The sequence below is a fragment of the Pontiella agarivorans genome (genome assembly GCF_034531395.1).
GTDB classification, from domain to species: Bacteria; Verrucomicrobiota; Kiritimatiellia; order Kiritimatiellales; family Pontiellaceae; genus Pontiella; species Pontiella agarivorans.
In genome coordinates this window covers 96,107-119,536 of the sequence record NZ_JARVCO010000004.1, presented here as the reverse complement: position 1 = coordinate 119,536, position 23,430 = coordinate 96,107, and the positions used below count along the sequence as shown (strand labels likewise).

Here is a 23,430-nt window from a genome sequence, read left to right as displayed (position 1 = left end):
TGAAAAGCCCCGGATATTTTCTGTTCCGGGGCTTGTTCATATACTCGGACATCTATCCAGCTGGACGGATGGATAATCGGTGCAATCATGTTTCTCCAATCATAAAAGGAGAGAGCATGATGAGGCGCTTGAGAGTAATTATAACTGCATTGGCCGGTACCGCTGTTTTTCAGTTGTCCAGTCTGGCCGGCCCGATTCCGCTGACGGGTCCAACCCATACGGAAACCTTTGATTCCCTGCTGACTTCGGGGGGGAGCGGCGGAGGGTCGATTACACCGAATGCGGAAATCGTCAACGCGCTGTTCTGGACCGGAACAGCAGGGGCGGACCTCTCTACCGGTTGGTGGGCCAATAGTGCTCAGACCTATGGATATGCCTGTGGCGGGACGGTTTCCGCCAATCATTCGCGGGTGGCCAGTTTCGGTTCATCGGACGGTGCTGCTGAACGGGCGTTTGGTCTGGGATTCCAGGCTCCGGGCGGATTCGGGGCTCAATTGCAGAATAACACGGGATCAAATATTACCCAGCTTGCGGTTTCCTATGACGGTGAGCAGTGGTATCGCGGGAATACCACGGTCGGACTGGCTTTTGAATACAGCCTGGATGCCACCTCGCTGATGGATGCGGGGGCAACCTGGATCGCCGTAAGTCAGCTGGACTTTACTGCGCCGAATGTACTTGCGATGTGGACAACGGGGGACGGTAATCTGTCGGCCAACCGTGTGGCGGGGATTTCGCATGTCATCAGCGGTCTGAACATTGCCGATGGGGCAACCTTCTTCATTCGCTGGGGTGCCGACGGAACCGGAAACGGGCTGGGCATTGACAACGTTTCGATTACACCGAACGGATCAGGCGGGGGTTCCGAGCCTGAACCCGGTCCGCCGTTCTTTCATTCCAATCCAGTCGTAAAAACGGATGCCGATGTAAACGTTGCGTATACCGGCAGTCTGGAGGCCGATGTTTCAGAAGCGGACGGGGATACCGTAACCTTCACTAAACTCAGCGGTCCGGCCTGGCTGAGCGTGACTGCAAACGGCGGGCTTTCCGGAACGCCGCTCACCGGTGATGAAGGGCTTAATGTCTTTACTGTGGAAGCATCCGATGTGGATGGTGCGTCAACGGGAACTATACACATCACAGTCATCGGCGAAGCTTCTCCTGTACTGCCGGGAGGAACCGTGAATGTGGATGTGAACTGGAATATTGAACATTCGGTTAACGGCATTTCCGACTTCGGCCGCGAGCGGCATATCACGGTACATTCCAGCTTCATCGAAACAGATTGGGATGGCGAAGAAGACAAAATGGACTATCTGATGAACGATCTGGATGTGTACTTCGGCCGCGACAATGGATCTGTGGGTTGGAAATTCCGGGCAACAGAAGAAGATCCTGACCGGGCCAACATGGCTGACTTGAGTTTTATGACCAATTACGGGACTTATCTGCGTGGACAATATGATCTGAATTTGGAACGGATTGCTTATGAAGATCGTCAGAATGAAATGATCATGGGTACGACGCCGCATCCAAGTTATCCGACTTTGAGCTGGTTCGAGAACGGTTCTACCTGGACGGGTTGGCAACCGATGGACATTGAAACGTCGGCGGAGTGGATGGTGGAATATCTGGATCAGTATTTCCGGAAAAACGGAGAAACATCCGGTGAACAGCTGCCGATGTATTGGGAAGTGATCAACGAGCCCGATATGGAATTGATGACCGGTCAGTTCATGGTATCCAACTGGGAGAGTCTGTGGGAATACCACAATCTCGTGGCCGCTGGAGTCCGCGAGCGTCTGGGGGATGAAGCGCCGCTAATCGGCGGTATGACCTGGGGGCTGCATGATCTCTGGCAGGGCGATTTGCCGCGTTACGACGGACAGCATTACTATGACCTGATCGTGGGTAATGATCCGTCGGCAACAAACGGAGCCAATTTCTATAAAGATGCCGGGACGACTGCTTATCCTACCGGTGACGGCGGCTTCGGTTCCTGGGAGCAGTGGGATGTGGTCTGGAAGGGCTTCATTGACCATGCCGGAAGCAATATGGATTTCTATGCGGTCCATCTGTATGACTGGCCGGCGTGGGAGACCTCCGGAAGCGGGACCTTCCGTCACGGCGGCCCGGTGGAAGCAACATTGGATACGCTGGAATGGTATGATGTACACGAAAACGGGGTTTCCAACCGTAAACCGGTTGTGCTGTCTGAATATGGAGCGGTGGGCGGTTCATATCAGGCGAATACTCCGACGATTGATCGCCGACGTCAGCATTGGGAAAATCTCAAGCCTTTCAGTTCCATGATGATGCAATTTCTGGAACGCCCCGACTATGTGGTTAAATCGATGCCCTTTACGCCGGTTAAAGCAACATGGGGAGATTATTATGTCGACGATGTTCTTTATCGCTATCCCAGCACGATGCTGGATGAGACCTCACCGGGAAGCGGGGTTTGGGAATGGAGTGAATTCATTAAATGGTATGAACTCTGGAGCGATGTGGATGGAATACGAGTGGACACCATAGCCAGCGATCTGGATATGCAGGTCGATGCTTATGTCGACGGCAACAGGGGATATCTGATTCTGAACAACCTTGAACCGACGAATCTGGTTGTGAACCTCAATTCGTTTGGACTTTCATCAAATACAGTGAGCAGTGTGCAGATTAAGCACCTCTATCTGGATCTTTCGTCGGGAACAGATGGTCGGCCGGTGCTGAGCGATCAGACGGTATTGACCCCTCCGGGCTCGGTAGAGATCGGTGCTGAAGCAACCATGATTCTCTGTTATGCGTTCGCTGATGAACAGATGCCTGACGAAACTGCACAGGAAACCAAGTTCTATGGCGAGAGCCTGAGCGGCACGGAACCTTTCCGGGTTGAAAAAGCTTCACTGGAAACACTCACCGCACAGATCAACGGAGTGACGGTGCCGACGGGGGATGCCGAGGCCGTGTTACGAATCAGCGGATTGTTCATTCGCGACTTTGTGATGAGTGATGATGCTCGGAACGTGATTACCATTAACGGAAATGCGCTGGACTTCCACGGTGACTGGCGCGGCGAGTCGCTCGGCAATCCGCGCTGGTTCGGAACGATTGAGATTCCGGTGCCGAAAGCGTATCTGCAGACAAACAACTCCATCACCTGTGAGATTCTGAACAACGTCACTTATTCCTGCGTCAGTCTGCAGGTTACCGAGTTCAGTCAAACTCCCGGGCGTTCGGCCTCGGCCGTTACGATTCCCGTGACTGGAATCAGTGTAAGTCCGTCTGCACGATCCATCATAGAGCAGCGGACGGATACGGTTAAGGCGACGCTCTCGCCTGCTGATGCGAGTGACAAACGGATTCTCTGGTCTTCCGATAATACCGCAGTCGCAACCGTGGATGAGCTGGGTGTGATCACCGCGGTTTCGGCGGGATCTGCTACGATTACCGCGACGGCTCAAGACGGTGGGTACAGCGATACTGCGGTCATTACCGTGAATCCATTTGTTCCGTTCGGCGTTGCTGAAGTGGCTGTGCATCCTGCGGCCCGTGTAATCCGGGCAGGCGAAACTGCCCCGCTAACGAAAACGGTGTATCCAGCCAATGCGGCTACGCAGACGGTTTCCTGGAGTTCGGATAATCCATCGGTAGCCACGGTTGATGCCTCCGGTGTGGTCACCGCGGTTGCTGAAGGTACCGCCCTCATAACTGCGACTTCCACGGATGGAGGATTGACGGATACGAGTATCATTACCGTGCCTCCGCCGATTGCTGTGACGGAGGTCGAGCTGGCGCCGGCAAACCGTCTTATTGCGGTTGGAGATACCGTTCAGCTGAATGAGACGGTGCTGCCGTCTGCGGCTGCCGATCCCTCCGTCACCTGGACATCGCTTAATCCTGCGGTGGCAACGGTGAGCTCCAGCGGTCTGGTGACCGGGGTTGCGGGCGGTTCTGCGCAGATTGTGGTAACCACGGTGGACGGCGGATTTTCCGCAACCAATGAAACCACGGTCTTTGACGCGGTCGCCGGCGGATCGGTTTATACCGTAGAGGCGGAGAGCTTCTTCAATACCGGCGGGGTGTCAAATTCCGGCGTGGGTATTAACTATGTCGAAGCCAACGACTGGGCGGAATATCATGTGACTCTTCCGGAAGACGGCATTTATAAACTGGAGTATGTCATCGCTTCGCCGAATGACGGCTCCGGAATTGAATTCCTGCTGGATGGTGTTTCGCTGGCCGGCGATGACGTTCCGAATACCGGAGCCTGGGATGCCTACGTGACTCTGCAGTCGGCCTCCTATTTTGCTGTCAGCAATGGATCTTATGTGGCCCGTGTGGCGGCGTCGTCATCACCGGCGTGGCAATGGAATCTGGATAAATTTATCCTGACCCGTGTCGATGCCGGATCGGGCATTGACGGTTCGGTAATGGCTCTGCTGATTCAGGACGGCAACATCGTCCTCAGTGTGACCAACGGACCGGGCGATGCTGCCTTTGCCCTTTATGCCACCACCAATCTGGTGAATGGCCCCTGGGAAGTCGTTGAATCCAATCTGATGTTCAATGCGAGCGGTGAAGCGGTGATTTCGAATACATTGCCCGCTCTGCCGCAGGAGTATTTCCGGATTGACGATGTGCCCTCCGCGCTGCCATCGGGAATTTCCGCGCTGTTCGACTGGGCGGAGTTCTCCGGAAACTGGTGGGAAGGGTACAATTATGCCGAAACCAATAACGGTGTGGTGATGATTTCCGGAGGCCGTGCGGCTGCTACGGCGGCAGATGGAGGTACAGCATTGAAGGCTGCCTATGCCCAGGATGCAGCTCCGGGAACGTTTGTCATGCAGATCGACGGCGAGGAGCAGGTGTTCCGTGTGAATTCGATTCAGATTGAAGCCAACCGGATCGGCGGCGGGGTGACCAACGCCTGGATTCCTTCGGTGGAGGGATATCTCGGCGGAACCAACGGGGTGCAGGTCTGGGCAATTATTCCGACGCAGAATACGGGTCTTCAGACCTATACGTCTGCAACCTCCGGTGACTTGTCGCAGGATATTGATGTCATGATCTGGAATACCGGCGAAGCGGCAGATCCCGGCACCACCTTCGGTAACACGATTGATAATCTGAACGTAACAATCGATACGCCGTGAATGACGTCTGCAGGGTCGTCCGCCTCTTTTACCTGGATATTGGTCCAAGTGGCGGAGGTCCTGCGGGAATGACAGGGTATCAACTATAAAAGTTCAAATAGGAGAAAATATGAAAAAAAAGATGTGTTTATTGGCTGCATCGATCTGTTTGGCGGGCGGGGTTCTTGCGGATCCTTTTACCGGTTATTTCACCGATTTTAATACGGCGGATGGATTCAGTGATGGAGCTTCGATTGATGAAATCGACGGCTGGAACAGCCGGGCAGTTCAGGTGACAGAAAATACCGCGGTTGATGGCTATACGATGCTCGGCAACGGGCCGGCTTTTACCCAGAAGGGATCAGGCGGAAGCTGGGCGGTGGGGGAAACCATTACACTTACAGCAGGTGTTTTTTATGACGCCACCAATGTTCGCGCCCGATTCCGGCTGGGGCTCACCGATGGTATTGCCGATACTTCCGGAGCTCCTAAGATCGGCTTTGAATTCGATGCCAGAGCGACCGGGGATATCTATGCGTTCGGTGGCGGTATTAATGAAAACACCGGGTTCGATGTCAGTGCGGGGCAGGCCAATGGAGAGCTCTACACTGTGGCTTTTACAAAGTCGGCCACGGAAAATGAAATTAATGTGGCAGTCAGTTTCAGAGGCGGAGCGTATGCCAATTCGTTTACTGTAACGGATGCCACGATGTACAGCGCGGCCAATGTGTACGGACATATTCAGCATAACGGCGGATCAAATGCCGGTGTGGACAGCTACGCCCAGACGATCCCGGAACCCGCGACCATAGGGCTGGTGGGACTCTTTGGCGGTGCGGTGCTGTTTGTTCGCCGTCGTTTAATGAGGTAATGTGAACTCCCAGTGATTGGAACGGCCTCTGAGAAATCGGAGGCCTTTTTGTTTCAACGCTCGATCTGCGCGAGGTTTGAGCTGCTTTCAGCGTCAATTCATGCGGATTCAGTGAGGGGGATGACTTAATGTGATGTTTTGCGAATTATTCGTAAGGTATTGCGTTTGAAACGCATTGTACATTTGACCGATAGCGAATTATGACTGCTTTCATTAGATTTTCCTTCAACGCTCGGATAAGATTCAGGGTATAGCCCGCAGGATATCCGGGGAGCTGAGGAGAAACGGATGATGAAAAAGACAGCTGAAAAAAATAAGGGGGTCGTTAAGGGGGCTCCCAGCGGATTTATTATCAGCATCGCGATCCATGCTGCTGCGTTCCTTTTGGCGGGTATGCTGGTGGTCTTTAATGTTGTGCAGAAAGAAGAGAAAAAGTTTGTACCGCCCAAACCCGTTGACCGGCCGAAGATGAAACTCAAAAAGCCGAAGGTGAAGGTCAAAAAAACTTCGAAACCGAGATCCACCACCCGCATTGTTACAAAAGTCAAACAGGCCAGCATGCCCGATATCCAGTTGCCGGAAATGAGCGGCATGACGGACGGGCTGGGCGACAGCATCGGGGGATTTGATATCATGCCGGATCTCGAGGATGTCTCGCAGTTCGGTGCAACGTCTTCCGTAGGGAACGACCTCGAAGGTACCTATTACGATTTTAACCGGTTGCGATCCGGAGCGGACTGTGTAACTGATCCGGTGCAGCTTGCCGGCCTGCTGGCCAAATTTCTGATGCGTGACTGGTCACCGAGTGTGTTCAGCCGCTATTATCGTGCACCGCAGAAACTCTACACCACATCCATTGCCATGCCGCCGTTGCAGTCGACTCAGGCCCCGCAGGCGTTCGGTGAATCCAATGGGAAGGGCTGGTGCTGGCTGGTGCATTATAAAGGGCAGTTGGTTTATCCCGAAGATATTAAATTTCGTTTCTGGGGCTTTGGCGATGATGCACTCGCGGTACGCGTCGACGGAGAACTGGTGCTGCTATCCTGTTTTCCGCAGTGGGTGACTGACTTTCAGGAACACACCGAACATCTGTGGCAAAGTACATCGGCTGATAATGAAAAATATCCCATGGCCAACCATCATTCTAAAGTCGGGGACTGGATTGAGCTGAAAGCCAACGAACCGAAGGAGATTGAGATTCTGCTCGGCGAGTCACACGGAGGCATTTTTGCTGCCATGCTGTGTGTTCAGGTGGAAGGGGTCGAATATGACCGCAACCCCCATCGTAATGGACCGACGCTGCCGTTTTTTAAAACGGAAGAATTCACAACGGATATGGCGGAGTTGATTTACAACCAGCTGCATCCCGGGGAAGCTACCTGTGAAATGGGTCCGGTATTCAATGACTATTCAAATGTATCACCGACCTCGCGTAATCCGATTGTCTATGCAAATCCGGTTGAGCCTGCACCACCAGTGACTGCAGCGGAGCATGGTCCGGAAATGCGCACCTGGACCACCGTGGATAACAGCCAGTTTGAAGCGATCTATAAAACGGGGCTGGGAAAGACGGTGGTGCTGGAAAATGCGAGGAAAAAGCAACGGCAGGTTGATACGGCCATGCTTTCTCCGGAGGATCGCGAATATGTCAGTCTCCTGAATCCGCCGCAGTTTAAAATCGATCTTTCAAAATCAAGTAATCAGCGAAGGCTGCCGGATACAACACCATGGCTGGAAGCCAACAGGCGACTTCAGATTGTTGATTACCGGTTTGGAGCCCGGCTGAAGCCGGCTGCTTCAGGTATAGACTATACTTATCCGCTCGAAGTTGAATATTTTGTATTCGGCGAGGAAACGACCGGCGATAACTATGTGCTGCTGGATCGTAAGTCGGACATCTTCACGCCTTCGGCCGAGAACCAGGGTGAATTTGTGCTGATGGGCGATAATGAAGTGGAAATGAAGGTGCAGGCGGTCAATGACGAAGGTTCTATGCGGGGGGTCCAGTATGGCGGCTATCTGGTGACAGTTACCGACAAGCGCGGTTATATTATCCAATATAAGGCTTCGCACGAATTCCTTTTTGAAAACCTTAATAATCTTCGGAATGTTCCGGTAGGAAAACATTTTAACAAAAACTGCAACCGTGTGATGCCGGACCGGCCGAAGGATGTGGACCGCTTTACCATTACGCTGTAAGGCGGCGTATAGAATCGATTTCATCTCATACAGGGCTTACCCGTTTTTCGGGTGAGCCCTTTTTGCATTCAGGCCGCAGAGTCTGCGGGATGATCCGGGAGGTTTCAAACCTTGGATAGATATCCAATACCGAAAGCCGGGAGAGTGACCTAACGTATCAGCATCAATAGGTGGGAACAGGATTTGTCCCGCAGTGAATACGGTCCGTTATTCAAACCAAGGAGTGAGATCGATGAAAATGAAACCATTGTTGCTGGGAGGAGTGCTGGCTTCCTGTGCGGTAATACAAACTGGAGCCGCAGGCCTCAGCGCCACGTTTGACTGGGAAGAATTTGATGGCGCGTGGTGGGAGATTAACAGCTTCAGCTACAGCGAAACAAATAATGGAATAGTGATGAATGCAAGCGGACGGGCAACGGCTGTAGACGGCGGTGACGGTGCGGGCGGAGATAATGGAGCCGCCCTTAAAGTGGATTATGATCCACAGGATAGCTCTGCCGGTGAATTCACATTTCAGGAGAGCGGAGTGGATACCTATTTTGTGATTGATTCCATTGATATCAGTGCATTCGGCGACGGGGAATACACCCCGACGGTTAAAGGAACTGCAGACGGCGCTGTGGTCTGGACGATTGTTCCCGCAGAAGGGGTTGGTTTTACCACCTATACACCAGCCGGTATGAGCAGTTTAACCAATCCGGTCAGTAAGATTGTCTGGCATACGGGCATTTCAACCAATGCGGGGGCAAACTATCAAAACCAGATTGATAACCTGAGTATCACGACCGCGGATGAACCGGTTTTTCAGGAAGACACTGCGGTTTTTGACTGGGAGGAATTTGACGGAAACTGGTGGGAGGTTCCCAGTTTCAGCTACAGTGAAACGAATAACGGCATTGTCATGCAGGTCGGTGGCCGGGCAACGGCGTCCAGCGGCGGTGATGGACCGGGCGGTGCAAATGGAACAGCTTTGAAAGCGGCCTATGAGGCAAACGACCAGGAACCGGGGACTTTTGAAATCTACAAGGACGGAAGCAAGTCCTGGTTTGTTGTGGAATCCATTGATATCGAAGCCAATAAAGGCAACCCGCCGGAGAGCAGCATGAATCCTACGGTGACGGGTTATGCTGCCGGTTTGGCGCAGTGGGTCATCGAGCCGGTAACCAATGCAGGACTCGTAACGTATACGGCGGCAACTTCGGGAGACCTGTCGGCTCCGATTGAAAAGATTGTCTGGGAGGTGGGGTATCATTCGAATCCGAATGCGACCTTTAATAATAAAATTGATAATCTGAATATCCGGACCGTATTGCCCGCTTTGGAAGTGGTATATAACTGGAATCTGGGTTCATTCTGGACGCCGCATGCGCTGTACAGCTGGAACCTTCCAACTTATGGAATGGATTTGCTGAATTTCGATCAGTATTGGTGGAGCGGCGGTGATACTGCCGGGAGTCCGACGGTCATCAAGCATCGTCCGGGGCTGGCCGACCTGCCGGCTGATGGCGGTTTCGGCGGCATTCCATCGGATACCAATGTCGGCGGTCTTGCTAACCGCGGTGTTTATGTCACTGATCCGGCGCGTGTGCTGGTTTCGAACGAAACCCTGCGGGTTACTTACGACTGGAAAATGTTTGTGAACGGTTCGGACGACGGACGGTTCATTGATATGTTTTTTTCAACCACGGGTAACCAGGCAGCTAAACGTTTCGGAGCGACCGGTACAGAGCTGGGTTTTGCCTGGTACCAGACCATGAACAGTAATGATGTGGCGATCACCTTTGCTGCCGATGATGATTACATGGCGATCACCCCGCCGGTGCTGCGTATTCCGCTGTCTGATCTCGGTATTGATCTCGGAACGGCCGATCACGAAAGCGATGAACTGGCCGTCTCCTACACCGCAAAGAAAACGGCCGTGGCTGATACCTGGCTGTGCAGCATGATGGTTTCCAATAAAATAACGGCGATGTCGTACCGTGTTGAAGATATCGCCATTGTGAATGCTGCGGCCTACAATAATCCAACCTACTTCTGCATTTATACTGCGGATGATCTGAGTGACGGTGATGCTGTCAGCGGCGCAAATCCGGCGGGGTATGAAATAGATAATCTGGCGGCGGTTATTCTGCTGAATCCCCCGCCGGAACCGGAAGGGTTTGATGCTTTTCTGGAAGAATACGGTATGGCCGGTGAACCGAACAGCGGAGCCTATGAAGACTTTGATGGGGACGGAATGCTCAATCTTCATGAATACGGATGGGCCGGGAACCCCACCAATCCGGCGGATGTCGGTGTACTTCCGGAAATGACGGTTTCCAACGGTGTTGTGTATTACACCATCGTTGAGCTGACGGATCCGCTCAGTGGAATTTCCTATAATCTGTTGACGACTCCGGATCTGGTGAATATTGACTTTACCCCGGCCGTCTGGGATTCAATCAACCGTACGCCGCATGATGCTATGTATGATGCCGTCACCCGGGAGCTGAGCACCAGCGACAGGCTGTTCTTTAAAACGACGATTACGACCAATATGCCGTGATGGGGAGCGAAGCGATTTAATCCGGTCTGCCGAATGTTGTAAAGGCCTCCGTTTCGGCGGAGGCCTTTTTACATAATCTGCTGCAGGGCTTGGATAATGAGCGTGTGGTGAGTAGTATGAAAAAATATGATATCCGGGTTTAAAAATATATGTTTCGCCGTTGCATTTCTGACGGCTTCACAGTCCGGAGCTTCGAAACCCGTTTTTGAAACATCCGGTTCCGACCTTTCGGGTTGGAATGTGCAGTGGCATGAAACCGACCATTTGACGAATACGGCTCCGGTGTGGGTTTCGGATGGCGAACGGATCAAGGGAGAACCGTTTAGAAGCGATTACCGCGACGCCGATTTAGGCGGCACCATGTTTAATACGAATGCGGTGCAGCTGGCGGTCGGCGACTATGCGGTTTTTAAGATGGTGTTCGAAGCGAAGGGAATCACATCCCCGGATAATCTGAACCACTGGTGGTTTTCATTCGGGTTGCGTACAGGGGGAGAATCCCCCTGGATACACGGCGATCTCGGAGCCTATGCTTCGGTACTGTCGGGAAGTGGTCCGGAACAGTATGCGGGGTTTTCATTCTGGAATATGCGCTCCGATTCCTGGACCGAGCCCTATCCGCATTGTGCGGTGCCTTCGGACGACCGTTATATCGGTGGACCGCTGACTGTAACCTTTTATGTGCAGCGCACGGAGGAGGGGTTCGGACCTTCCACAATAATCACTTCGAATCACGTAAACGGTATTGAGCAGGCCGCTGTCGGTCTGATTAATCAGGCGAACCACAATAACTGCGCAGCGGAACCGCTCTATTTTTTCCTGCGGCTTCCGGCCGAGTTTGATGAGACCGGGGGATTTTCCACGTTGGGATCCTATGTGCGGGTCAGTAACCTGTCGTTGGAGGTGCGCCGTTCGCCGCCAATTTCGGAAGCCCGGTTGGGCGAGCTTGCCCGTAAACCGGCTTATGGCGGAGAACCGGAAGCGGTTATAAAACGAATTTTCGACATTAAGCGGCTTACGAATGAAGAAGCGGCAAAAAAGGTCCCCGTGATTATCGAGGCACAGGTACTCAATCTGCATCCTCGGCAGACGCGCCTGTTTGTGCACGACGATCAGGCCGGAATGTATGTTGAGCTGGCCCGGCCGGCTGCGGAATATACGGATCTCCGGGCCGGCAGTCTGGTTGAGCTTAGAGGGACTACGGAGTCCGGCGGCTATTCGCCGGTGCTGCTGGCCTCATCGTTGAGAGTTACCGGACAACGGGCGTTGCCGGAAGCGATGCGGCTGAGCCGTACACTCACGCGTTCCACCAATTTTGATGTGGACTGGGTGCAGGTGACCGGGCGGCCGGTATCGATGGAATTCATCAAGTCCTATGGGCACTATCTGATAAAACTGGAAACATCCCGGGGCTTCGGCAACGAACAGATTGAAATATTTGTGCCTTATGAGCAGGGGGCTTTTGAGCGGATGAAGCGCTTTATGTTCCGCCCCGTTTCTTTTTCCGGTGTGCTGGCCACCAAGGCCAATCAAATGAAGCAGATGACCGGACGGGTTCTGTATATTAACTCCGTGGATGACTTCAGCCTGGTTTCTGATTTTCTGGGTTCTGTACCCCGCTTTTATTCGATCGATGAGCTGATGCAGTATGGCAAAGAGACCTTTGCTCTCGTGAAAACAAAAGGGGTGGTTACAGGCGGTTCGGAAGATGCTCTGTATCTTCGGGGAAACGGATGCAGTCTCAGGGTTTCGATTTTCAGAGAGCAGCCTTTTCAGAAAGGTGATCTGGTTGAACTGGTCGGCTATGTTGAACTTAAGCCGGTCAGCCCGTCTTTTCAGGCGGTATCCATCCAGTGTCTGGAACACGGCCGGACTGTACGGCCGTTTACGGTTTCGCTGGAAAATTCGCGGATCGATTCCGGCTGGAACTATGACCTGATTGCACTGGATGCCGAGTTTGTTTATGCCGAGAAACGCTTGTTTCCGGGCGATGGGGGAACAGATCAGCTGCCTGAGGTGCAGACGCTGTGGTGCCGTGCCGGCGGTCGGCTGGTGGAAGCACGATTTCCCGGCGATGTTCCGCTTCCGGAGGGCCTGCGTCCGGGCAGTTTGGTCAAACTGACGGGAATCGGCCATGTGTCGGAAACAAAAAATCCGCGGATTGAAAATATGACTGCGGCTCTCTGGCTTGAACTTTCCGGGGAGGCCGGAATCGAAATTATCCGCAAGGCCCCATGGTGGACGGCCCAGCGGCTGCTTTGGGGAATTATCATTGTTTCGGGCATTCTGTTTCTCATGGTGGTTTGGGTGTTTTCGTTGCGGAAGGTGGTTGCCGCACAGACCAGTACCATCGGAAAACAGATTAAACGGGAGTCCGTGCTGAATGAACGTCAGCGTATTGCGCGGGAGCTGCACGATACACTTGAGCAGGGGCTGACCGCACTGTCGCTGCAGCTGGGACGATTATTGAATAAAATCCGGAAAAGTTCGCCGGAAGATCTGCCGGTGGTGGAAAAAGCGGTCAATGCGCTGCGGGTCTGTCAGGAGGAATCGCGCGCATCGATCAAGGATTTACGCGACGGCATGCTGGAGAAGGTGGATCTGCCTGCTGCGGTGAAACAGACGCTGATCTCGAGGCTGGATGAGGATGCCCCGAAACTGCAGTTCCGGCTCGTGGGAAAAGTGGTTCGTCTTTCGCTTTTTGTAGAGCATCAGCTGGTTCGGATCATTACTGAGGCCGCCGTGAATGCGGCGCATCACGCCAGTCCGCAGCGGATTTCGGTTTCCATGAAGTACGGCGAGGCCACATTTACCGCTGTTGTTGAAGATGATGGCTGTGGTTTCGATCCGGAAGCCATTGCCGAGACCGGGCGGTACGGCGTGCTGGGTATGCAGGAGCGTGCACGAAGAATTTCCGGTCATTTAACGATGGAAAGCGAGCCGGGAAAAGGAACCCGGGTTGAGTTGACGGTGCGGACGGATGCATCGCATTTGGAGAGCAGGTATGAGTGATAAAATTTCGGTTATGATTGTGGATGATAACGGACTGCTGCGTGTCGGGCTGAAGGATATTATCTCGGATGAAGGAGATATGACTACCGTGGCGGAGGCCGCCACCGGTGAAGAAGCGGTGGGGCTCTACAGCGAATGTCACCCGGATGTGGTGACCATGGATTACCGCATGCCCGATCTCGACGGCCTCGAAGCATCGAAGCGGATTCTTTCGCAGTTTCCCGATGCCAAAATTCTGTTTCTTTCCACGTATGAAGGAGAGGAAGATATCTGGAACGCCTGGCAGACCGGCGTGGCGGGGTATCTCTCCAAAGCTGATGCGTATGAGCACATCATTGAAGCCATTCGCGAGGCGGCGGAGGGGCGCAGCTATTTTCCGGCCGCGATTGCCCGCAAGCTGGAAGCGCGGAAAGGGCAGGCTTCGCTCACTCCGCGGGAACTGGAGGTCCTCAAGTTGATTGTTGCCGGAAACAGCAACAAGGAGATCATGGGGGAACTCGATCTTTCGGCCAGCACGGTGCGCGTGCATGTTTCCAATGTGCTTGAAAAACTCGGCGTGCTGGACCGTACCCAGGCGGCGATTGCTGCCGTAAAACGGGGAATTGTGCACCTGTAGATTCCAGCCATTGGATAAATAGCTGATTTGTCGTTCTTTCGACCTATGGGAGGTTAACACGCTGTGGAGGAGAATCGCAGGGCGAAAACCGAAAGGAAGAGGGACGATGAAGATGTATATAGGGACTATTTCCGTGGGGCTGCTTCTGCCGTTTTGTGCAGCCGGAGTCTCGGTTGAGGTTGATCTGAATACCGGTCGTGCAGCGGGCGGAGTTTCAACCTTTGAGCGGGAAAAATTCATAACTATTCACTCCAGTCATACCGAAAGCGACTGGGATGGCGGGCAGCAGGGGGCGGCGAATGCCGTGCCGGACCTGCTGGATGATTTCATGAATGGGCGGGATGTTTATTTCGGGCGTGAAACCGGCGGTATCAGCTGGCAGCGGCGGGGGAATGCATACATCGACGAAGATGCTGCCAACCCGGGATGGGTGGATGCTTCGACCATGGTGAGCGAGGGGACGAAGTCGCGCAATTCCTACGACGGTGAGACGAGCCGGCATGCCTATGAATCCCGTGCAACAGGGGATGTTCTATGTGCTCAGTACAGCGGATTCTGGCCCAACGGAGCCGAGTATAACGGCTGGGCCATTTCGACGAATGATTCCCCGACGGAGCCGCTGGGTTCTGCAACCGGCGATTTTATGGGCCTTTATCTGGATAATTTTTACGATAACTTCGGGGAAAACGGAAACGGTCGTCCATCGCCGGCTTTTGTGGAAATTATCAATGAACCCGACTGGCATATCCTCGATTGGTCATCCGATCCGGATTACGGCTCCGCAACGGCGGATGATATCTGGCGGTTTCATAATGGGGTGGCGGATGGAATCCGAGCGCACAATACCAACTCGCTGATCGGCGGTTTTGTGACCACCTTTCCGGATCACGATGAAGACAATTTTCAGGAATGGGACGACGAGTGGAAATCGTTCATCGACATCGCCGGCGAAAAAATGGATTTCTGGAGCCTGCATCTTTACGATTTTCCAAGCATTGGAGGCGGGCTGCAGAAATATCGCAAAGGGGCGAACATGGAAGCCATGTTCGATATGATCGATTATTACAGTGAAAAACAGCTGGGGGTTCGTCGTCCGTATATGATTTCAGAATACGGTGCGCAGACCCATGATTATAATAATCAGGGCTGGAATGCCTATCGTGACTGGCTGCGTCTGAAATCCTGCAATGCCATGATGCTGGCTTTCATGGATCGTCCGCACATGATGCTGAAGACCATTCCGTTCACGGTGGTGAAAGCGGAGTGGGGGCGGAATTCATCGACCGGTGAACCCTACGGACCGCGCCTGCTGCGGCAGGAGAATGAGCCGGAGAGTTATACCGGGGACTGGATTTATACCGATCTCGTGAAATTTTATGATCAGTGGGCGAATGTGAAAGGTGCGCGGCTTGATGTGACTTCGGACGACCCGGATATCCAGGTGGATGCTTATGCGGATGATGATAAGGTTTATCTGATCATTAATAATCTGGTGGATGAAATCTCCGACGTGGAACTTTCGCTGTTCGATGCATACAGCAATACTGTTCAGAGCGTGCTGGAGAAAAACCTTTACTGGGACGGTGTCGGGGATGTCGGTTCTGTTGCGCTGGTCGAAACCAACCATGTCGGTGATATTGCTCAGGTTCAGGTGGGGCGCGAAGGATGTGTGATTCTGGAATACACCCTGGCTTCCCCGATACAGATTGAACAGACGCTTTCGGAATCCAAATATTATGCCGACACCTACCTGAAAGCCATCGATGCCGGTTTAACCAATTCATTCCGCATCAACGGTGTTGTGCCGGGATTGTCGGGCCGTGCGGAACTGCGCATCGGTTTTGCCCGGGCGTACGGATTGTCGCAGCAACCGACGGTTAAAGTGAACGGGGTTTCGGTTGCGGTTCCGGCCGATCTGATGGGATTCGAAGAGGATGACCGATCTCAGTATTTCGGAATGCTTCATGTGCCGGTGGACCATGCACAGCTTCAGGAAAACAACCTGGTTGAAGTGGTGTTTCCCGACCGTGGCGGGCATATCAGTACTGTTGCGCTGCGGGTCATCGATGATGGACAGACGCCACCGTCTTATATTGATATTGATTATTACGAAATGCTGGGTACCGATATCGTTCTCGGTTTTTCTAACGGTCCGGCCGGAAGCTGGTTCTCGCTGCTTTCCAATACGAATCTGGTTGATGGGAGCTGGGTGACCAATCAGGCCGGTTTGTCCATTGATTCCGGTGGTGCAGGATCGGTTACGAATCCGGTGGCTTATCCGCAGGAGTTTTTCCGGCTGCTGGAAACCGATGCGCCTGAAGTTCCCATTCCAGGACGTATTGAATTTACCGCTCCGGATTATACGGACGGCACGCTGGATGGACAGCAGTTATGGAATGCAGACTCCGGCTGGAGTGTGGTCGATGCCGCCGGTTCGGGCCGGATTGAAACCACGGCCGGCGGACAGGCGGCGGTGCTCGATGAGTCTGTGCAACTGGCGGCCGGCGAAAGTTACAGCCTGCGTATCAGTTTTGAATTCACCGGCAGCGATTCAACACCGACCAACTTTGTGTACACCTTTCTCGGCGGCCTGAAGGAGAGCCGTGCCGGGGAATCGGTCGGAGCCGGAAATGCGATTGCTGCCGATGCAAATATCCAGATTATTAAAGATGAAAATACCTATCGTCTGTTGAGTAATTATTCGACGGTGTCGGGGGCATCCAATATCACCGGAGCACCGTTGAATGCCGGAGATCTGCTGCAGTTTGATTATGTCCTGACGATGGGCGCCGACGCGGCGGGCACAGCCTATACGGTCCGGCTGCAGAATCTGACCGATGGCACCGATACCGGAACAGGAACGGTGAGTGGTGTGGATGCGGCGCTTTTCAGTGCCCTGAACGGCGGCGGAGCCTATGGTTTTTTCCAGACGATTAATCCGGGAGCCAATAATTCGGGGCTGAATGGTGTGCGGGTTCATTCGGTCATGCGCACAATAACGCCTTGATTGTTTCGTCGGACATATGACCGATTTGCGGTTCCCGGCATATGGTGGAAACTCTGCTCGGAATTATAATCGGGAAGAGGATAAATGATTTTGTTGAGGAAGACAGCACTGTTATCCGTGTTGCTTGGAACTGCTGCTGCGGCCCGGGCCGCAGTACAGGTGGATGTTGACGTGAATGTAAAACATTCTGTGGGCGGAATCTCCACGTTTGATCGTGAAAAGTTTTCCACGGTACATGCTTCGCACACGACGGGGGATATGGATGAAACCGTGATGCATGATTTCATTAACGGGCGTGATGTCTATTTCGGGCGCGATACCGGATATATCGGGTGGTACAGCAAAAACCAGATTGAAGAGGATCCTGTAAAACCCGGCTGGTCGCAGGTTTCGGGAAGCACCTATTCAATCGCCGCACAGGGAGCCGCTTCCCGAAACAGTTATGCCGGCCAGACCTGGCGGCATGCTTATGAATCACGTGCGGCATTGGATATTGTATGTGCGCAGTTTTCACCTTTCTGGCCGGGGTCGGAAACGATGCGCGGGGGATGGAGTTTTTCTGCCGCCGATACCGCTGCCGAGCCTTTCGGTTCTGCAACGGGAAATCATATGGGCAATTTTCTGAATCATTTTTACGGCACGGCCGCGAATGGGTACGCGGGGCGCCCGCTCCCGGCCTATGTGGAGATCCTGAATGAACCGGATTATCCGCTGTTCGACAGCAGCAGTGATCCCATGTATGGAACATCCACCTGGGAAGAGCTGTTTAATTATCACAATACGGTAGCGGATCAGATCCGGCTTTTGAATCAGGAGGTGAAAATCGGTGGTTTCTGCCCGTCGCACCCGGATCTGTCGAACCACGATTTTGAAGAGTGGACGGAACGCTACAAACGCTTCCTTGATATTTGCGCCACCAATATGGATTTCTTCAGCATTCATATCTATGACATCTACGACGACTATGCTTCCGACGGGCCGCATATTAAAAAAGGCAGTAATCTGGAGGCTACGTTCGATATGATCGAACACTACAGCTATCTGAAAAAAGGGCAGCCGCTTCCGTTTGTCGTGTCGGAATTCGGCGGACGCGATCGCCGGCTCGAAGCGTATGACTGGCGGCCGATCATGTGGACGCCGGAGCGGGACTGGGCCGCGATCAAATCCATGAATTCCATGCTCATGAGCTTTGCCGATCGGCCGCATATTATCGATAAAGCCATTCCTTTCATCATGTTGAAGGAGGAGTGGAATTGGGACTATTATGGATATCCGCATAACTGGCGACTATTCCGGAAAGAGGGTGAGACCAACGCCACGCCGAGCTATACCGGCGACTGGGTTTATACCGACTATATTAAATTCTATGATCTGTGGAAAAATGTTCGTGGTACGCGGGTGCGTATCGCGACGGCCGATCCGGATATTCAGGTGGATGCCTATGTCAGCAGCAATCAGCTGTTTGTCGTCCTGAACAATCTGAATGAAAATTCAGTTCAGGCGGATCTGAGCCTCTTCGGAAAATACGGTAATGCGGTGCAGACACTGGTGGAGAAAAACCTGTATTGGGACGGTGAAGAAACGGTCCTCGAAGAAAATGTCCACATCGGTAATCCCGGGCAGGTGCAGCTTCGGGCTGAAGGGGCAGCGGTGCTGGAATATGCTTTTTCGGATTCAATACAGGTGGATGAAACCGCGGATGAGGTAAAATATTATGCCTCAACCAATTTCCTGCCGATTGTTTCCGGCCAGGCTAACGTTTTCAGCATCAATGACGTCAGTGAAGATGCTTGCGGAGAAGGGGTTTTGCGCCTCGGTGCCGGACGGAATCAGGCGCTGTCCAGACAGCCGGTTGTGCGGTTTAACGGAACGGCTCTGGATGTGCCGACCGATTTTATGGGGCATGAAGGCGATGGGCGGAATGATTTTATGGGGCAGCTTAACATTCCGGTACCGTATGGGCTGATTCAATCCAGCAACATCGTTTCAATTACCTATCCGGATACAGGCGGACACATCAGCAGTTTGAGTTTTCGTGTGTTTACATTCAGTTCCGATATTCATGCCGCAAGGGAGGGTTCCATTTCTATCGATTACGCTTCCGTGGTCGGGAACCGTTTTATTCTGGGATTCACCAACGGCCCGCAGAACGGATTTTTTTCCCTGCTCTCCAAAACTAATCTGGTTACGGCCGGCTGGAGCACAAACCTTACGGAACTTCCCATTGATGAAACGGGATGCGGTGCGGTGACTAATCCGATGGCCCATACGGTTGAATTTTTCCGTTTGGTGGGAAGCGAAGCGCCGACCGGCGCGTTAACCGCGCTGTTTGACTGGTCGGATTTTAACGGTACCTGGTGGTCAGACGGATATGGATATGTTGAAACCGATAACGGCCTTTCACTGGTGCACGGCGGGCGGGCCACGGCGCATGAAAACGGAAATGCATTTAAAGCATCCTACAGCCAGGATGAGGTCGATGGTACGTTCACCGTAAATATCGGTGGAGTGAGTCAGCGGTTTGTGGTGACCTCTGTTGACATCAGTGCATCCACAGATGCTGTTCCGCAAGGCGAACCGCTGGTGCGCGGTATGCTCGACGGTGTGGAACAGTGGTCGATTGATCCTGTGGAGAACGGAAATTTCCAAACCTATACGACAGCCACGACAGGAGAACTGAATCTGGCGATTGACGAGATCATCTGGAGTGCGCCTTACGATCCGGACGGAGCGGTGCTGACCTGGAACAACCGGATAGATAATCTCGCTGTGGAGATTGTGCCGTAATATGTTCTGGACTGCTTTCAAGTGCAGTTTTGGAACATCAACAATTTTAGCATGTAGACCGATGCCGGGTCGGTGCAGTTGGTGAGCGCGCCACCGCAATGCAAAACTGCCCGATCGAAGGCCTCACCCTTCGGCCTGATTCTCCAGTCGGGCCTGAAAAGCATGATTAACTTCTGTTGCTGTTGAGTACAGTCCTTTGAAATCCAGCGGAGCACACACATTACGATTTTCCTTTACTGGTTCCAATGCTTGGAATTTTTCCCCTATGGGAATATAGATAACCGATGATATTGATGCGGTTTTTTTCAGGTGTGTGTATGCTGTTGCTGCTGGCGTGTCCGTCTTTCGGACAGTCGGTGATTACCAATGTAATGGATTTGAGGCAGTTGTCGGTTGAGGAAGCGGCGATGGGTATTCCGGTTGAGGTTTCCGGTCAGCTGGTCTGTCTGTCGCCGGGCGGAGCCCATTTTTTTATTCTTACGGAAAACGGGGGAGCGTATGTTCAGCGGCCCGGTGACCATACCATACTGCCGCGTTTGCATACCGGTGCTTTGGTTAAAATCGAAGGGAAGACGTATCCCGGTGAATTTTATCCGGCGATTGAGGCGGTTGATGTGAAGGTGGACGGCTGGAAACCGCCGCCGCGGGGCCGGCCGTTCCAGCTGGATGAAATCAACCGTCCTGCCAGCGATTGTGATTGGGTCTCGGTGGAAGGGCGCGTGATCGGCTATTCCGATGTGGCGGCTCCTTATGGGCGCTTTTATCTGCTTTTGGAGATCAATGATTCGATCCAGCTGGGTGTGAATATGCCGGCTGTGGTGCCGGTGTGGAAAAAGCTGCCCGACTGCATGTTTCGCCGGGTTCGGTTTAATGCCATCGTTGGAACCATTTATAACGCACAGCGGCAGATGACCGGGCGGGTTTTTATTGCTGATTCGATTATGGACTTTGAGCTGATCGAGGAGGAGGGGCTTCATCATGCTGCCGTCAATGTGCCGATTGAGGAGCTGATGCAGGTCACGATGGATCCTCAGAAGCCGGTACGCACGCGCGGTTTGGTTACGCATGCATCGGGAAATGATATTTATCTGCGGGGTGCGGAATCCGCTCTTCGTGTGGCCGTGATGAACAGCGATGGCCTGAAAGTGGGGCAGCGTGTTGAAGTGGAGGGATTTGCCTGGCCGCAGCCGGTCAGTCCGGCCTTCCGCGCGCTGAAAGTGCGTGTTTTGAGCGATACCGGGAAGCAGCCTGAACCGGTGGATGTGGAGTTGGACGAGTTGTTTGGAACGGATCTTCCGGAAGACCTGATGGATTCGCGGCTGAACTATGGACTGATTCGGATGCAGGCTCAGCTTTTGGAGGTGGGGAAATCCTTTGCCGCCCCCGCTGAAAAAAGTGGAAATGCGGTACAGGTGAGTCTGCTGTGCCGTTCCGGGGATAACTCCTTTGAGGCGCGGCTTCCGATCGGGGTGGAAGGGCCGGAGGAACTGAAGCCCGGTGCGGTTCTGGAGCTTACGGGGATCTGTAATCTGATGCATAATGAAGATATGCGTTGGCGGCTTTATGCTGATGGACTCTGGCTTCAACTGCGGGGTGTGGATGACATTACTGTTATTAAGCCGGCCCCGTGGTGGACGGTGAAACGCTTGCTCTGGGCGGTGGGAATTATCTTTACCATTCTGTTGCTTTTTGTGGCCTGGACCCTGTTGTTACGCAAGACCGTTGAGCGCCAGACCGGAATTATCAGTGATAAGGTGGAGCGGGAAGCGGTGCTGGATGAGCGACAGCGAATTGCACGCGAGCTGCACGATAATCTGGAGCAGGGGCTGGCCGGTACGGCGATTCAGTTGCAGGGCTCCCGTCGTCTCCTGAAGCACAATACAGAAACATTTTCCTCCGAACTCTGGAAAATGGCCGATGCGTTCCAGCCGCTGGAAAATCTGGCGGAGCGTTTTGATGCGGATATGGGGCGGAATGTGCATGAGTTTGCTGCAGCACAGGAGATGCTGGCTTATTGCGGGGATGAATCGCGGACTTCCATTATCGATCTGCGCGGCGGCCTGCTGGAAAAAATGGATTTGCCGGCGGCGCTCAGGCAGGCGCTGCAACCGCTGGCCGATGAAGGGCTGGCCGAGCTCGATATCCGGGTGTCGGGTATGCCGAAACGGCTGAAGCAGATCGCCGACCGGAATCTGCTGATGGTGGCGCGTGAAGCGGTCACCAATGCGGTGCGTCATGGGAATCCAACAGAAATCCGTGTTGAATTAACCTATTGGGCGTCGTCTCTCTCTATGACAATATATAACAACGGCAAAGGATTTGATCCCGAGCAGTTACCGCCGGCCGGTCATTTCGGCGTGCGGGGGATGCATGAACGAATCAACCGGATTAAGGGTGAACTTACGATTGAAAGCGAGATAGACAAGGGGACCACAGTTACAGTGAAACTGGCCTCGCTAAAAGAATGGGAGCTGGAGCAGGCATGAGTGAAAACATAAGGGTTATGGTGGTGGATGATAATCAGTTGTTGCGTTTCGGGCTGCTGGGAGCGATTGATATGGAGCCGGGGCTGGAGGCCGCCGGTGATGCGTCGAGCAGCGAAGAGGCGGTGGAACTTTATCAGAAGATGAAACCCGATATTGTGACCATGGATTACCGCATGCCGGGCGAGGACGGGGTGGCGTGTACGGAGAAAATTATGGCGATTGATCCCGATGCCAAGGTGATTCTTTTCTCCGTCTTTGAGTCGGAGGAAGAGGTTTGGAAAGCGGTACAGGCCGGTGTTAAGGGCTATCTGACCAAATCGGCCAGCGCGGTTGAGGATGTGATGGAAGCCATTCACGAGGTGGCGGAGGGGTATTCTTTTTTTCCGGCGTCAATTGCCCGGAAAATTTCTGCGCGCAAACAGCAGGAAGAGCTGACCCCGCGGGAACTGGAACTGCTGCAGATGCTCGGTCAGGGCACCAGCAATAAAGAGCTCGTGGAGTATTTCAATATTTCGATGTCGACCGTGAAGCACCACATCACCAACATCCGGGAAAAACTCGGGGCGGCCGACCGCACGCAGGCGGTGGTAATTGCTTATAAAAAAGGCATTTTGAAACTGGACGAAGAGTAGGGCGGTTCTGCGGAACGGCCGCCATCCGTGAAGGTATTTTTGCGGCCGTTTCCGGTTCGCTTTTCATCCGGTTTTTCCCGGGATAAATCACAAGGTTTGGTTGCGTCGCAACAGTCTTGTAATTAATGGTTTGTGGTTTTTAT

10 protein-coding genes are annotated in these 23,430 nt (G+C 53.2%); all 10 read left to right on the top strand.

Annotation, left to right across the window (positions count from 1 at the left end; all coding sequences use genetic code 11):
* Nucleotides 1-116 precede the first annotated feature (116 nt).
* A complete protein-coding gene (locus tag P9H32_RS04120; protein WP_322607605.1) occupies nt 117-5,153 on the top strand; it encodes an Ig-like domain-containing protein in 5,037 nt (1,678 codons plus the stop codon).
* A 109-nt stretch (nt 5,154-5,262) separates the two neighbouring features.
* Nucleotides 5,263-6,003: a PEP-CTERM sorting domain-containing protein gene (locus tag P9H32_RS04115; protein WP_322607604.1), complete on the top strand. Its 741-nt coding sequence runs from the start codon at nt 5,263-5,265 to the stop codon at nt 6,001-6,003.
* Between the two features lie 288 nt (nt 6,004-6,291).
* Nucleotides 6,292-8,202, top strand: coding sequence for a hypothetical protein (locus P9H32_RS04110; RefSeq protein ID WP_322607603.1), 1,911 nt, complete (start codon nt 6,292-6,294; stop codon nt 8,200-8,202).
* A 232-nt stretch (nt 8,203-8,434) separates the two neighbouring features.
* A complete protein-coding gene (locus P9H32_RS04105; protein WP_322607602.1) occupies nt 8,435-10,747 on the top strand; it encodes a hypothetical protein in 2,313 nt (770 codons plus the stop codon).
* Between the two features lie 126 nt (nt 10,748-10,873).
* Nucleotides 10,874-13,759, top strand: a complete 2,886-nt coding sequence (locus P9H32_RS04100) for a sensor histidine kinase (protein WP_322607601.1) — start codon at nt 10,874-10,876, stop codon at nt 13,757-13,759.
* Entirely contained in the window at nt 13,752-14,375 is a 624-nt protein-coding gene (locus P9H32_RS04095; protein WP_322607600.1) for a response regulator transcription factor, read from the top strand. Before P9H32_RS04100 ends, P9H32_RS04095 begins: the two co-directional genes overlap by 8 nt.
* Nucleotides 14,376-14,481: 106 nt before the next feature.
* Nucleotides 14,482-17,382 (top strand): hypothetical protein, encoded by a 2,901-nt coding sequence (locus P9H32_RS04090; protein ID WP_322607599.1) that lies wholly within the window; start codon nt 14,482-14,484, stop codon nt 17,380-17,382.
* A gap of 90 nt (nt 17,383-17,472) precedes the next feature.
* Complete coding sequence (locus tag P9H32_RS04085; protein ID WP_322607598.1) at nt 17,473-20,169, top strand: hypothetical protein; 2,697 nt, start codon at nt 17,473-17,475, stop codon at nt 20,167-20,169.
* A 317-nt stretch (nt 20,170-20,486) separates the two neighbouring features.
* On the top strand, nt 20,487-22,655 hold the full coding sequence (locus P9H32_RS04080; RefSeq protein WP_322607597.1) for a sensor histidine kinase: 2,169 nt from the start codon (nt 20,487-20,489) through the stop codon (nt 22,653-22,655).
* Nucleotides 22,652-23,287: a response regulator transcription factor gene (locus P9H32_RS04075; protein ID WP_322607596.1), complete on the top strand. Its 636-nt coding sequence runs from the start codon at nt 22,652-22,654 to the stop codon at nt 23,285-23,287. The genes P9H32_RS04080 and P9H32_RS04075 overlap by 4 nt, the downstream gene beginning before the upstream one ends.
* The last annotated feature ends 143 nt before the right edge of the window (nt 23,288-23,430 follow it).

What these genes read in the sequence shown, in the direction of transcription:
- P9H32_RS04120 (WP_322607605.1), top strand. Translation starts at nt 117, where the DNA reads ATGATGAGGCGCTTGAGAGTAATTATAACTGCATTGGCCGGTACCGCT.
- P9H32_RS04115 (WP_322607604.1), top strand. Translation starts at nt 5,263, where the DNA reads ATGAAAAAAAAGATGTGTTTATTGGCTGCATCGATCTGTTTGGCGGGC.
- P9H32_RS04110 (WP_322607603.1), top strand. Translation starts at nt 6,292, where the DNA reads ATGATGAAAAAGACAGCTGAAAAAAATAAGGGGGTCGTTAAGGGGGCT.
- P9H32_RS04105 (WP_322607602.1), top strand. Translation starts at nt 8,435, where the DNA reads ATGAAAATGAAACCATTGTTGCTGGGAGGAGTGCTGGCTTCCTGTGCG.
- P9H32_RS04100 (WP_322607601.1), top strand. Translation starts at nt 10,874, where the DNA reads ATGATATCCGGGTTTAAAAATATATGTTTCGCCGTTGCATTTCTGACG.
- P9H32_RS04095 (WP_322607600.1), top strand. Translation starts at nt 13,752, where the DNA reads ATGAGTGATAAAATTTCGGTTATGATTGTGGATGATAACGGACTGCTG.
- P9H32_RS04090 (WP_322607599.1), top strand. Translation starts at nt 14,482, where the DNA reads ATGAAGATGTATATAGGGACTATTTCCGTGGGGCTGCTTCTGCCGTTT.
- P9H32_RS04080 (WP_322607597.1), top strand. Translation starts at nt 20,487, where the DNA reads ATGCTGTTGCTGCTGGCGTGTCCGTCTTTCGGACAGTCGGTGATTACC.
- P9H32_RS04075 (WP_322607596.1), top strand. Translation starts at nt 22,652, where the DNA reads ATGAGTGAAAACATAAGGGTTATGGTGGTGGATGATAATCAGTTGTTG.